Origin of the sequence: Psychrobacter sp. Pi2-1 (genome assembly GCF_904846645.1) — a bacterium.
In the GTDB taxonomy this organism is placed as follows: Bacteria; Pseudomonadota; Gammaproteobacteria; order Pseudomonadales; family Moraxellaceae; genus Psychrobacter.
In genome coordinates this window covers 62724-76327 of sequence record NZ_CAJHBO010000016.1, presented here as the reverse complement: position 1 = coordinate 76327, position 13604 = coordinate 62724, and the positions used below count along the sequence as shown (strand labels likewise).

Genomic DNA, 13604 nt, shown 5'->3' with positions numbered 1-13604 from the left:
CATCTGGGGCTATTATCAGACCGTGAGACCGCATGCTTTCAACGATTATTTGCCGCCAGCAGAAAAAGAGAGACGTTACTTTAATCAAAACCTCTTATCAGCTGTCCTAAATTAGTTGACCACTACAAATAGCATCTTAGTTGTAGAGTGTCCCATTTGACTGGCAATCCACTCAGGACTTTCGCCAGCAGCCAACCATAGCGTTGCTGCGGTATGACGAGTCTGATAAGCATTACGCTTTTTGAGACCCAAAATCTTAAGAGTAGGGTGCCAAACACGTTTATTTACGTTGTTATAATCAAGTGGTTCACCTGTATGCGCGCAAAATACATAGTCAGATCGCTTATAAGTGATGGTCTGCTGTTCCTTCAGAGCATCGTAGACCCAAGGTGACATTTGAATCGCACGGTAAGACTCCTGAGTCTTAGGAGGAACAATTTTGCCCTTAACATAAGCTTGTTTGATCACAATCTCACGTCGATTAAAATCAATGTTCTCCCACGTTAACCCATCGATCTCACTCGTACGCATACCTGTAAAAAAACGTACCAGATAATAATTGCGATAGTCTGCTCTTACGCCGTTGATAAACGTCCAAACCTCACTTAGTGTGAATGGTTGAATATCTGTTTTGGGTTGTTTGAGCGCATTGATATCGTAATAAGGATTATCAAATTTATAGCGTTTCGCTGCTTCTTTTAGTATCATACCTAAAGGTACCATGATCGAATTGATGCGTGCCGCTGACAGATGTTTGTTAGCTTTTCCGTACGTTACTTTGGCGAGCGATGAACGGAAGGCTAATACATCTGTCTTTTTTATGAGATGAATGGGTTTAGTCCCAAACTTAACAATCAAGTACATATCAATAATCTCCTTTATTTTGCGCTTGTAAGTATCACGCCATTCAATTTCTTTTTCAGAAAACCATAATTTTGCAAACTGTTCAAAAGAGGGCGTATCGGCACTAATGCATTCCTTGCGGTCGTTTAACGCTACCATCTGTGCCGCTTTATCACTTTTTGGAAAGTACTTAGCGTAGTTGAACAGTCCTAAGATGATTTCTGCTTTCATTTTCTCAGCCACCTTCTCAAGCTTCTTGCGATTCGCTGGTGTGTCTGTCAGGTTTGTCCTCTCCCGACAACGTATACCCATATAATAAAAATCGACAAATAGCATATTGCTTCCTTTGCGCTTTCTAATACTAGCCATTCTATTTCTCCTTATTGTAGTGCCATGGCGTTGATGCTACCGGCAATGCCAGTGCGCATATCTTTTTCAATCTCTTCCCAAATGTACAAAATCTTACGACCACCGAACGGGCGTATATAATGAATGCCTTCGATAAGCACACTATCCTTGAGCTCATTACGGATAGTACGAGGGTTATATTTGATGAGCTCAGAAAGCTCTTGGGTAGTTAGGTAGGTATGTGACATAATAAATTCCTTGTAAGCCAATTAAATAACTAGGTTGTTTTATCGAGATAACAAATAATTCTATAAAAGTAATTTGTTATTTGATAGAAGTACTTTACTAGCTATCGTTAGTCGATGCAAGTACTTTTTTAGTCTATTAAGGAATTATTAATGATTTTATGTAATTTACCAGTGCTACTAGCTGAACGACGTATGAAGGTTGCAGATCTAATAAGGATGACAGGAATTAGTAAGTCGACCATGCACAAGATTTATAACGAACAGACTTCAAGAATAGATTTTGACACTATGGATAAAATTTGCGAGGCACTAAATATTGAAGTAGGTGATTTATTTACTTATGTACCTAACGAGTCGCTAGATAAAGAGAAGTAAATTAATTTTGAGAGTGCTTTAGATGATTTAGGGTAGAGGTCGAAAGTGCTACCCTGAAAGAAAGGCGAAATAAAGAGCGGGCACAGTTTGGGCGCAATTTGGGCACACACGTTTTTTGGTGATGTTTGCTGAAAGTGAAAAAAGAGGTAGTTTGAATCGACGTATAGTTTCCTTTTCCGCTACAGCCCATATTTCACGGACAAAAAAAAGCCCCAATCTTAAGATTGGGGCTTTTCGAATCTGGTAGGCGTAATCGGATTCGAACCAACGACCTCTACCATGTCAAGGTAGCGCTCTAACCAACTGAGCTATACGCCTATTTAGGTTGAGCATTTTAGCAAGTTTCCCAGACTTTGCAAGTCTTTTTTAGCATAAACCTCTTTTATTATCATAATATCTACTATTTAGGCTTATATTAGTTGTTTAGATATACTTTTGTGTATATTTACTAAACATTAAATTTAAACGGTTTAGTTTTTATTGTTAATAAACAGGGTAACGCTAATGATTAAACCCTTATAACTGGTATGATATCTCTCTAAACGATGTAATCATTATGATAATAATGGCTTCAAGTCAGTCATGCTGAGTAAGCGTTAAACAAATATTAAAAATAGTTGGAGAATAACATGGGTCTCTTGGTAGATGGGCAGTGGCAAGACAAGTGGTATGAGACAAAAGAGAGTGGCGGCCGCTTCCAGCGTGAAGATGCTGGTTTTAGAAACTGGGTAACGGTAGATGGTAGCGCAGGGCCAACAGGTATTGGGGGCTTCAAAGCCGAACCTGACCGCTATCATCTATACGTGTCGCTAGCCTGTCCTTGGGCACACCGTACCCTTATCTACCGCAAGCTTAAAGGCTTAGAAGACATCATTCCGTTGTCTGTAGTACATCCATATATGGGTGAGTATGGTTGGACGTTTGCAGAGGGTGCAGGCGTCGTTGCTGATCCAGTTATCAATGCAGACTATGCCTATGAGCTTTATACTAAGGCCAAACCAGACTATACAGGCCGTGTCACCGTACCTATCTTGTGGGATAAAAAAACAAACACAATCGTGAGTAATGAGTCATCTGAAATCATTCGCATGTTTAACTCTGCCTTTGATGAGGTTGGTGCGCTAGCAGGTAATTTTGTGCCAGCAGAGTTATTGCAAGAAATTGATGATATCAATACCTTTGTCTATTCTACTATCAACAATGGCGTGTATAAGACAGGATTCTCTACCACACAACAGGCTTACGAAGAGGCCGTGATTGAGCTGTTTGCGGCATTAGATACACTTGAGACGCGCTTAGCACATCAGCGTTATCTGACAGGTAGCACCATAACCGAGGCAGATTGGCGATTGTTTACGACGTTGGTTCGTTTTGATGCTGTTTATGTTGGGCACTTTAAATGCAATCTGCATCGTATCGTTGACTATCCAAACCTTTGGAGCTATTTGCGTGACTTATATCAGGTACCTGGCATTGCAGATACGGTAAATATGGATCATATCAAGCAGCATTATTACACCAGTCATGCCAATATCAATCCCACGCGTATTGTCCCTGCTGGCCCAGTGCTTGATTTTAATGAACCACATGACCGTGCACGTCTATAGCTTTATTTTAATAGAGTAACCGCATAAAAAAGCCCCAGCTACTAATAGGTAGCTGGGGCTTTTACATTATAAAAGGTAGTACAATGACTATTAGGCATTGTTCAGCTGGCGGGCCGCTTCTAGAGCAAAGTAGGTCAAGATACCATCAGCGCCAGCACGGCGGAAACCAATCAGCGACTCTAAAATCACTGCATCACTTAACCAGCCGTTTTGAATGGCTGCCATATGCATGGCATATTCGCCAGATACTTGATACGCAAAGGTTGGTACGCCAAAGGTATCTTTGACTTCACGAATCAAATCAAGATAAGGCTGGCCTGGTTTGATCATGACCATATCTGCGCCTTCATTGATATCCATAGCCACTTCATGTAGCGCCTCAGCACGATTGCCAAAGTCCATCTGATACTGTTTCTTATGGCCACCTTTTAGGTTGCCAGCACTGCCGACGGCATCACGGAATGGACCGTAGTAGGCAGAAGCATATTTGGCTGAGTAGGCCATGATAGCCGTATTCACAAAACCTTCTGCTTCAAACGCATCACGCATGGCCTTGATACGGCCGTCCATCATGTCACTAGGAGAGATGATATCTGCACCGGCACGCGCATGTACCAGCGCTTGCTTGACCAGTACTTCGATGGTTGCATCATTGATGACGTAACCGCTGTCATCAAGCAGACCATCTTGACCATGTGAGGTATAAGGGTCTAATGCTACATCAGTCATAACGACCATTTCTGGCACAGCATCTTTGACTGCTTTTATCGTACGTGCAGTCAAGGCGTTTTCGTCATAAGCGGCGCTACCGTCTGGTGTTTTCAAAGCGTTATCGATCACAGGGAAAAGGTCGATGGTTGTGACGCCTTCTGCTAATAACTCTTTGGCATAGTTGATTAGCAAATCAATCGATAAGCGTTCCACGCCCGGCATACTAGTGATGGTTTCGCGCTGGTTTTCGCCTTCTAATACAAAGACAGGGGCAATAAAATGCTTGGGGTGCAGCTCCACTTCGCGAATCATTGAACGTACATTGTCATTGTAGCGTAGGCGACGTAAGCGAGTAGCAGGATATTGACGGTTAAAGGTATAGCTCATAATAATTCCTTGTGATTGTTTTATAGTTATCATGTTACATGGTTAAAATAATATCGCTATAAGCGGTATTTTATAGAATTAGCTTATCAAAATCTGTGCATTATAAGTGGCTATAGATAAAGAGAGTTTATATGAAGCGAGCCTACTATAACTAAAAGACGTCCGTAAAAGCAAAAAGCCCCACCACGTTAAGTCGGTAGGGCTGATAGTACTTATCGACTGTCAATGTGATGATAGAGCTGCGTCATCAGATTAAGGTTGGGTCATTTAAGGCTCAACAATCTGGGTCACAGGAACTTGCTCAACACTATTGTTATTGAAGCGAGTCTCTTCAGTGATCACGCCGACAGCGGCATCCTTCTGGCCATCATCATTCACATCGACGATAGCAGTAGGCTCAAAAGTAGTCGTTTCTACCGCTTGCGACTGCTTGATGGCGACAGCTTCTTGCGGTGTAGTCACACGCGCTGAACCAGCTGCTTTGATGGCGTTTGTCGCTTTGGTTTTTGCACTAGTAGCAGTTCCAGTGACAATCTGCGCCAAGTTAGTGTGCTGCGGTACAGGTATGACGGTCGGTACATCAAGATTCGCTCCGCCACCAAGCGCTTGGTACAACTCAATCTGGCTAACGATTTTCTGTAGCTCTAAATCTAGGATACCTTGCTGAGTAGAGAACAGTGAACGCTGAGCGTCAAGTACGTCTAAGTAATTGTCCAGACCTGCTTTAAAGCGTGCATCTGCTATCTGATATGTCTGTTCAAAATTATCCTGCAGACGATACTGCGCCTCTAACTGCTCACCGAGCGTCGCACGCGTGGCAAGTACATCTGACACTTCGCGGAATGCCGTTTGAATAGAGCTCTCATAACTAGCAAGCGTTTGCTCACGTTCGATTTGAGCCACATCATAGTTGGCATCTAAACGGCCTGCATCAAAGATAGGGACGCTCACGCTAGGTCCAAACGACCAGCCAACGGCACCATTTTTGAACAAGTCATTTAAGCTGCCGCTACTGACACCCACACTACTGGTTAAGCTAATAGATGGGAAGTAAGAGGCACGGGCCACTTCGATATTCGCACCAGCAGCTTTTAGGTTGTATTCTGCCTGTAGTACATCAGGGCGATAGCGTAGTAATTCACTTGGTAGACCAGCATTGAATATCTGCTGGCTAGTGATATTACTGACGGCAGGTGTTGGGATAAGCTCGTTTGGAATCGCGCCACCAACCAAGTACTGCAATGCATTGCGTGATTGAAGAACGCTGGTCTGTGCACGTAATACGGCAAGCTTAGCACTTTCAAGAGAGGCAGCAGCCTGCAATGAAGGCAGTTTTGCATCAATACCTGCTTCAAAACGTTTATCCGCGATAAATAGCGAACGCTCACGACTCTCGACTGTGGCTTCAGCCAGTTTTAACTGCGCTAAGCTGTAGCTTAGATTGGCGTAGCTTTGGGCAATATTACTAATCAAGCTGATTTGGGTCGCATCTTTGGCCGCCGTAGTCGCCAAAAAGTTCTGCAATGCTTGATCTTTTAAGCTTGAGATTTTACCCCAAAAGTCGAGCTCGTAATTGGCAAGACCCAAGTTGACACTGTAGCTACTACTAGCGTTTCGATCAGTACGATTCTGTGCTGAGCGAGTATAACCAGCACTGCCGTTGATAGCTGGCAAGTCGTTAATATCAGTAATCTGATACTGTGCACGAGCTTTTTCAATGGCTAGGCGCGCACTCTCAAAGTCTTTGTTGTTTTCAAGACCGAGAGCAATCAGGCCTTTAAGGCGCTCGTCGCTATAAAAATTCTGCCAGCGCTGACTGGCGATGCTTGCTTGATCAGCACTACTGACAGTCTCTTTATCAAATGCACCGTAGTTTTGCTGCATAGGGATATTCGGCTCTGCTAGCACAGGACGCATATCCGCTTTTGGAATGGTGTTACAAGCGGCCATGCTGATTGCCAATGCAGTCAGCCCTAACAGGCGACCACTGTTTTTGCGCAAACGAGATAGTGCTGGCTGCGCATCGATAGCTGTAATAGCTACCGATGACGAGTTAGTGATAGATGTTTTTTGAGCACTCATTGTGTATTGTCTCCAAGACTTGCAGGCTGATAACTCTCAGAAGGTGTTGGGTTATGCGAGTTAGGCGTACCATTGCCACCATCTTTATCATTGGGTGTGTTGTTCTCATATTTATGCGGGAACGCACTACGCACCCAGATATAGAACATTGGGATAAAGAAGATACCTAAGAGGGTTGCTGTGATTACCCCACCAACAACACTAGTACCAATAGCGTTTTGACTGCCTGAACCTGGCCCATTCGCCAAGAATAATGGCACAACACCCAGACCAAAGGCAAGCGAGGTCATGATAATCGGACGCAAACGCTGGCGTGCTGCGGTCATGACGGCTTCTCTAAGACTGTAACCTTCCTCTTGGTGTTCTTTCGCAAACTCGATAATCAAAATGGCGTTTTTGGCGGATAGACCAACGACAGTCAGTAGACCAACTTGCAAGTAGATATCATTGGCAAAACCACGTAACCACGTAAATATCACCGCACCCAATACCCCAAGTGGAATAACTAGTAGCACAGAGAAAGGAATCGACCAGCTTTCGTACAAAGCTGCCAAACATAAGAAGACAACTAGGATTGAAAGCGCATAAAGCATTGGTGCTTGGGCACCTGATTTTTGCTCTTCCAATGACATGCCTGTCCACTCATAACTGATACCTTCAGGTAACTTGTCTATCATCGCTTCCATCGAGCTCATTGCTTCACCAGTACTTAGTCCTGGTGCGGCGCTACCTTGGATGTTCATGGACGGTAGGCTGTTGTAACGAGTAAGACGCGGTGAGCCTGACTGCCACTCACTACTAGAGAATGCATCGAACGAAATCATATCGTTCATGTCATTTCGTACATACCATTTACCAATATCATCGGGGTTGGTACGGCTGCTGGCTTCACCTTGTACATAGACGCGTTTGATACGGCCACGATCGATGAAGTCATTAACGTAGCTTGAGCCCCACGCTGTCGAGATGACGCTATTGATATTGCTTAGTGACAGGCCATAAGCCGCCGCTTGTTCTTGATTGATATTTATTTTAAGTTGTGGCGAATCTTCTTGCCCGTTAGGACGTACGCCAGCCACTTGATCGTTCTGTGCGGCCATACCTAAGAGCATATTTCTGGCTTCAAGTAGCCCATCATGTCCGAGGTTACCACTGTCCTGAATCATTAAATCAAAACCACTGGCATTACCAAGCTCGGTAATCGCGGGTGGGACGATGGCAAATACTTGTGCTTCGTTTAGCTGAGTAAAGAAATATCCCATCGCCCGACCAGCGACGGCCTGAGCGGTGTTTTCATCGCCCGAGCGTTCCTCCCAATCTGATAAGCGTACAAACGCCAGACCCATATTTTGACCTTGACCCGCAAAACTAAAGCCTGCAATGGTAAAGACCGAAGCGATATTATCGGTTTCTTGGGTATCGTAATAGTTTCTAACTTTATCCAATACGTCTTGCGTTTCATCTAACGTAGAGCCAGCCGGAAGCTGAACCAAGGTAAACATAATACCTTGATCTTCTTCTGGTAAAAACGAGCCTGGAATACGTAAGAACACGACCGCCATGATACCGATGATGGCTGCGTAGCCGATCATATATAACCATTTAAAACGAATACTTTTGCCTACAAAGTTTTCGTACGAACGGCTAAGTTTGAAGAAGCCACGATTGAACCAACCAAAGAAGCCTTTTTGCTTTTCGGTACTGCCTTTTTCATGACTTTTGCCACGTTTTAGCAAGGTTACACATAGGGCAGGGGTGAATACAAGCGCGACCATGGCAGAGAGCACCATGCTGGTAATCAGCGTGATAGAGAACTGACGATAAATCACACCTGTTGAACCACCAAAGAAGGCCATCGGTACGAATACTGCAGACAAGATAAGCGCAATACCAATAACGATTTTACTGATTTCACCCATCGACTGGATAGTTGCATCTTTGATAGAGATGTGAGGATCTTCTTCTAGTATTCGCTCGACGTTCTCTACAACGACGATCGCATCATCGACCAGTAGACCGATAGACAATACCATAGCAAACATGGTCAAGACGTTGATACTAAAGCCTGCAATATACAACACTGCAAAGGTACCCAAGAGTACGACAGGTACCGCAAGGGTCGGGATAATGGTGGCACGCCAGTTCTGTAAGAAAATGAACATAACGATAAATACCAACACAATCGCTTCAATGAGGGTCATAACGACTTGTTCGATAGACAAGCGTACAAATGGTGTGGTGTCATACGGAACGACTGAGGCTAGACCAATTGGGAAGTTTTTTTCCAGCTCAGCCATACGTGCGCCGACGGCTTCACGAGTCTCAAGGGCGTTTGCGCCACCAGCGAGTGAAATACCTAAACCGGCTGCTTCTTTACCATTGTATAAAGACACAACGCTATAGTTTTCACTGCCGATTTCGACATCTGCCACATCGCCTAAGCGTACTTGTGCGCCTGAGGTATCTGTTTTTAGTAGAATGTTTCGGAATTCTTCAGGCGTTTGAAGATAGCTTTGCACCGTGACCGTGGCATTGATAACCTGTTGGTCGGTATCAGCAGGTGCTTGACCTAACTGACCGGCAGATACTTGCGCGTTCTGCGCTCGTATCGCATTGACCACATCTGAAGGTATCATGTTGTAGCTACGTAGGCGTGAAGGGTCAAGCCATACACGCATCGCATAAGTAGAGCCAAAGACTTGAACTTCACCCACACCCTCTACACGACTGATCGAATCGACGACATTAGAGTTAATATAATCGGCAATATCTGCCCGATCCATGGTGCCATCTTCAGAAATAAATGCTTGCACCATCAAAAAGCTGCTAGACGATTTATTGACGTTGACACCTTGACGCTGAACAGACTCAGGCAAGGAGCTCATCGCTGCTTGCAGTTTGTTCTGTACTTGTACTTGAGCTGTGTCAGAGTCGGTACCGTTTTCAAAGGTTAGCGTCACAGACGCACTACCATTTGACGAGCTCGACGATGACATATACATCAGACCATCTAGGCCTTTCATACGCTGCTCAATGATCTGTACCACTGAGTTTTCTACGGTTTGCGCATTGGCACCAGGATAGCTTGCACTGACTGAAATCGTTGGTGGTGCGATACGTGGATATTGTTCAATCGGTAGATTAATAACGGATATCACCCCGATGAGCATGACCAAAACAGCCAGCACCCATGCAAAAATAGGGCGATTAATAAAAAAACGTGACATAGTGTATCCCTAAGTCTTCCTGTCTTGAATGGAATTAGTTGGCAGCGGCTTCTGTTGATTTTTCACTAGAAGTCTCATCGCCAGCTGGCTTTTTATCCATCGTTTTTGCGGCTTGCTGCGGCGTTTTGGTATTAGGCGCATTTTTTGCAGCAGCTGGTGCTGGATTTGCACTTTCTAGTGGTTTGGCGACCACTTCTTGGTCAGGCTTGACCTTAGCACCACCAATCACAACCACTTTGTCACCTGCTTTCAAGCCTTCAGTGACGACCCATTGTCCATCGTAAGTACCATTAATGGTGACCGGACGTACTTGGATTTTATTATTTTCGTCAACGATATAGACTTGCGTCTCACTCTTCGGCGTACGAGTGACTGCACTTTGCGGGACAAGGGCTGCGTTGGTAATAACACTCTGTGTCAAACGTGCCGTGACATACATACCTGGTAGCAGGATGTTATTGCTGTTTGGAAAAATAGCACGTAAGGTGACAGCACCTGTTGACTCATCAACTTTGGCTTCAGACAGTGCAAGCTTACCGCGTACTGGGTAAACAGAACCGTCTTCTAGCACCAATTCAACTGAGTTCATACCTGGCTGAGCAGTACCATCTGCAATCTGCTGACGAAGCTTGAGCAACTCAGAAGAAGACTGGCTGATATCGACGTAGATAGGGTCTAAGCGTGAAATAGTCACCAATGGATCGGCTTGACCGGCGCTAACCAGCGTACCAGCAGTTACGCTTGAGCGATCCGTACGACCGGTGAGAGGCGCACGCACGATAGTACGGTTCAGATCCAATGTGCTAGCATCAAGACCAGCTTTTGCGGTCTGAATGCCTGCTTTTGCGCTTTCGATACCGGCTTGTGTCTGACCAACAGCAGCAGCGGCGCTTTGTACCGCGGCCTGTGCGGTACGTACAGCCGTCTGTGCTTGCTCATATTGCTGCTGTGAGATGGCGTTGATACTGACCAGACCCTGCAGACGTTGTAAGTCGTTTTGCGCTTGTGCTAATGACGCTTGACGACTGACTAACTCAGCTTTTGCGTTTGCATTGTTTGCCAAAGCTGTCTGATAGTTGGCTTGTGATTGCTGCACGGCTGCTTGACCACTGCTTACCGATGAAGCGTAGTTGTCAGTATTGATGCGATACAGCGGCTGGCCTTTTTTGACGTTGCTTCCTTCACGGAATAGTACTTCGTCAATCACACCGTTGACCTGTGGGCGGACGTCAGCAGTTTGATAAGCTGCAGTACGACCAGAAAAAGTTTGTACTTGAGGGACGGTATCGAGAGTGACTGTCTGAACGTTGACAACCGCAGGCGGCATTTGCTGCTGTGCGGCTTGCTCACCAGCAGTGTCATTGTTTTTGTCACAGCCAACCAGTACAGCTCCAGATAGTACAGATGCTATTACAAGCGCAAGATAAGAGTGCTTCATCAATGTCCTCGGCAATATATATAAATAGTGACAGTATAAAAATCGATCAATAAGTTTGGCGTACTGAATATAAGGGTCTTGCTAATACTAAATAACTTGCTAATGCTGAATAAAGAGAATAAATAGCCTAAGCTAGCATTATTTATTCCAGTTTCAGATTATTCTGTTAGTGAAATATAACTAATAGGAAATCTGACATCGATATGGATTAAGTATCGAAAGGATTATTTAGCATTAATTGTTTAAGCAAACCACAGAATGGATTAATAAATTTAATGAGTCATTATAAACTATTGGGGTAACCCCACAGTCAAGTAGTTTGCAATACGAGCCGGATCGAAAAGCGGTAATATTACAGTTTACGAATTAATAGATTACCGTCATAGTAAGCGTCGTCTCTATTAACAGCTAATATAACCATGCACAACCTAGTATCAAAATATATTGTAAACTTTTGTTATAAATCTAAAACCCTATAGTAACTAAGGTTTTTAAACGATAGAAAATCGACTTTGTCAACAAAATGACAATTTTAGCAACCCCTAATTACAGTCATAAAAAATAACTATCAGTATCTCTCTAACAAACGTCATCAAACTTTGACCGACTGTCCAAAAAGCCTTATACGATTATAGTACTGCAAGGATGTATGAAACTTAAAGAAAGGTAACGATTTGGCTGACATGCTAGTTTTTGAGAAGGTACTTCTTAATTTATGAGCTTTTATTTATCAATTGCTGAGGAAGTTTGCTAAAAAATCGTGCTAAAAAGTTCTATCGAAAAAAGAGTCGTCTTAATTAGTTAATAACACAGACGACTCAGCTTTCATTATACTAGTCGAGCGCTAGCAAGTTCAGTCAATTGATATAAGCCTGTACGATAACGGTTGTCTGGTAGCGTGCTCAGTGCGTCTTGCGCCAGTTTGGTTTCTTCCAATGCTCGCTGCTTACAATAAGCCAATGAGCCAGAACTACGTACCAATTCAATCAGCTGCTCAGCGTTTGGTGTCTTACCTGTCTGAACGGCGATACGCAACTGCTCATAGCCTTCAGTGTCGCTGTCTTTGAGTAGTTCGAGTGCTTTGATAGTCGGTAGGGTAGGCTTGCCTTCAGCAAGGTCATCGCCTAGGTTTTTGCCCATTACGTCGCTATCGCCACTATAATCAAGCACATCATCGATAATTTGAAACGCATTACCAAAATGCTGTCCGAAATCGCCCAATGCCGTCATATATTCTGTCTTATCTTGCAAGATAGCAGCACCTTGGGTCGCCATCATGAACAGGCGTGAAGTTTTGCCATCGATAATGCGTAAGTAATCTTCCTCTGTCGCAGCAGGGTTATGCTGATGCTGTAGCTGTAATACTTCGCCTTCAGCAATATCACAAGTCCCATCGGAGAATACTTGCAACAGTGGCAGGCTTTGAAAACCAACCAATAGGTTGAACGCACGAGCAATCAAATAGTCACCGACCAATACGGCAGTAGCATTGTCCCACGTCGCATTTGCCGTCGGCTTTCCACGGCGTTGCCCTGACTCATCGATGACATCGTCATGGACTAGGGTAGCGGTATGTAGCATTTCCGTGATAGCAGCTAGATGCATGGCCTTTTCTGATGGGTTGTCATCAAACATACGTGCGCAGAGCAACGTAATCAGCGGACGCATACGTTTGCCGCCAGCATTGATCACGTGTTGCGAGACGCTCATGACGAGTTGTACTTTTGAGTTCAAACTGCCAAACACTTGCTTGTCCATTACCTCAAAGTCATTGGCTACAATACTTTGAATATCAGCATAGCTAGGCATCGATTGAGAGGCAGGCACGGTATTATTTAAAGAGGTACTAGTCATAATAAATAGTCATATTAATAAGAGTAAAGAGAGTTGGTATAACCTTGACTTTATCTATCTATAGGTAAGGTATTATTTCGCTTATGATAGCATAGCTATCTGCTTAAATTGTTGGTTAAAGTATATAGCACAAGTAGGTCAAGCGTATGATATACAGGGCTTACTATGCCTATTAAATAGAATAAAGATTATAAAAAATGTCTTATGTTTGGAGGATATATTATCTAGCGCATTTTAAGCTTATTGGTCACATAAATGATTCATAAAAGGCTGTAAGTAACTGATTGCATAAGTTATAATGGCCACTGTTGGGCTTAATCTATCACTCATCTTTACTATTTCTCGTGTTTATATTTGTATTGTCGTTTATCGACTTTCTTTGATGAGCAGCCGTTATAGCTAAATGAGAGATGGTCATTAGTGTAACCACCTTGCAAAAACAAGAGGCGCGGCTTGCTTTTATGAGCAAAAAGCCGTAAAATCT

9 protein-coding genes and 1 tRNA gene are annotated in these 13604 nt (G+C 43.8%); 2 read left to right on the top strand and 8 right to left on the bottom strand.

What is annotated here, in order from left to right:
• Window positions 1-111 precede the first annotated feature (111 nt).
• Entirely contained in the window at window positions 112-1212 is a 1101-nt protein-coding gene (locus JMX91_RS09910) for a site-specific integrase (protein WP_227679363.1), read from the bottom strand.
• Between the two features lie 11 nt (window positions 1213-1223).
• Window positions 1224-1439: a hypothetical protein gene (locus tag JMX91_RS09905; RefSeq protein WP_045447035.1), complete on the bottom strand. Its 216-nt coding sequence runs from the start codon at window positions 1437-1439 to the stop codon at window positions 1224-1226.
• A gap of 150 nt (window positions 1440-1589) precedes the next feature.
• Here JMX91_RS09905 and JMX91_RS09900 point away from each other — a divergent pair, with 150 nt between their 5' ends.
• A complete protein-coding gene (locus JMX91_RS09900; RefSeq protein WP_201548889.1) occupies window positions 1590-1814 on the top strand; it encodes a helix-turn-helix domain-containing protein in 225 nt (74 codons plus the stop codon).
• A 241-nt stretch (window positions 1815-2055) separates the two neighbouring features.
• Here the strand turns inward: JMX91_RS09900 and JMX91_RS09895 are convergent.
• A tRNA-Val gene (locus tag JMX91_RS09895) sits at window positions 2056-2132 on the bottom strand.
• 311 nt (window positions 2133-2443) lie between these two features.
• Between JMX91_RS09895 and JMX91_RS09890 the strand changes: the two genes are divergently transcribed.
• Window positions 2444-3421, top strand: coding sequence for a glutathione S-transferase family protein (locus tag JMX91_RS09890; RefSeq protein ID WP_201548888.1), 978 nt, complete (start codon window positions 2444-2446; stop codon window positions 3419-3421).
• A 90-nt stretch (window positions 3422-3511) separates the two neighbouring features.
• Here the strand turns inward: JMX91_RS09890 and hemB are convergent, their stop codons facing one another.
• The 5 genes from hemB to JMX91_RS09865 all read right to left on the bottom strand — a co-directional run bounded on the left by hemB (window position 3512) and on the right by JMX91_RS09865 (window position 13120).
• Entirely contained in the window at window positions 3512-4519 is a 1008-nt protein-coding gene (gene hemB / locus JMX91_RS09885; RefSeq protein ID WP_201548887.1) for a porphobilinogen synthase, read from the bottom strand.
• A 267-nt stretch (window positions 4520-4786) separates the two neighbouring features.
• Window positions 4787-6601: an efflux transporter outer membrane subunit gene (locus tag JMX91_RS09880; RefSeq protein ID WP_201548886.1), complete on the bottom strand. Its 1815-nt coding sequence runs from the start codon at window positions 6599-6601 to the stop codon at window positions 4787-4789.
• The gene (locus JMX91_RS09875; RefSeq protein ID WP_201548884.1) at window positions 6598-9828 is read right to left on the bottom strand and encodes an efflux RND transporter permease subunit; all 3231 of its coding nucleotides are present in this window, start codon (window positions 9826-9828) and stop codon (window positions 6598-6600) included. The genes JMX91_RS09880 and JMX91_RS09875 overlap by 4 nt, the downstream gene beginning before the upstream one ends.
• A gap of 34 nt (window positions 9829-9862) precedes the next feature.
• On the bottom strand, window positions 9863-11266 hold the full coding sequence (locus JMX91_RS09870; protein ID WP_201548882.1) for an efflux RND transporter periplasmic adaptor subunit: 1404 nt from the start codon (window positions 11264-11266) through the stop codon (window positions 9863-9865).
• A gap of 828 nt (window positions 11267-12094) precedes the next feature.
• Entirely contained in the window at window positions 12095-13120 is a 1026-nt protein-coding gene (locus JMX91_RS09865) for a polyprenyl synthetase family protein (RefSeq protein ID WP_102093750.1), read from the bottom strand.
• Between the last annotated feature and the right edge of the window lie 484 nt (window positions 13121-13604).

What these genes read in the sequence shown, in the direction of transcription:
- JMX91_RS09910 (WP_227679363.1), bottom strand. Translation starts at nt 1,212, where the DNA reads ATGGCTAGTATTAGAAAGCGCAAAGGAAGCAATATGCTATTTGTCGAT.
- JMX91_RS09905 (WP_045447035.1), bottom strand. Translation starts at nt 1,439, where the DNA reads ATGTCACATACCTACCTAACTACCCAAGAGCTTTCTGAGCTCATCAAA.
- JMX91_RS09900 (WP_201548889.1), top strand. Translation starts at nt 1,590, where the DNA reads ATGATTTTATGTAATTTACCAGTGCTACTAGCTGAACGACGTATGAAG.
- JMX91_RS09890 (WP_201548888.1), top strand. Translation starts at nt 2,444, where the DNA reads ATGGGTCTCTTGGTAGATGGGCAGTGGCAAGACAAGTGGTATGAGACA.
- hemB (WP_201548887.1), bottom strand. Translation starts at nt 4,519, where the DNA reads ATGAGCTATACCTTTAACCGTCAATATCCTGCTACTCGCTTACGTCGC.
- JMX91_RS09880 (WP_201548886.1), bottom strand. Translation starts at nt 6,601, where the DNA reads ATGAGTGCTCAAAAAACATCTATCACTAACTCGTCATCGGTAGCTATT.
- JMX91_RS09875 (WP_201548884.1), bottom strand. Translation starts at nt 9,828, where the DNA reads ATGTCACGTTTTTTTATTAATCGCCCTATTTTTGCATGGGTGCTGGCT.
- JMX91_RS09870 (WP_201548882.1), bottom strand. Translation starts at nt 11,266, where the DNA reads ATGAAGCACTCTTATCTTGCGCTTGTAATAGCATCTGTACTATCTGGA.
- JMX91_RS09865 (WP_102093750.1), bottom strand. Translation starts at nt 13,120, where the DNA reads ATGACTAGTACCTCTTTAAATAATACCGTGCCTGCCTCTCAATCGATG.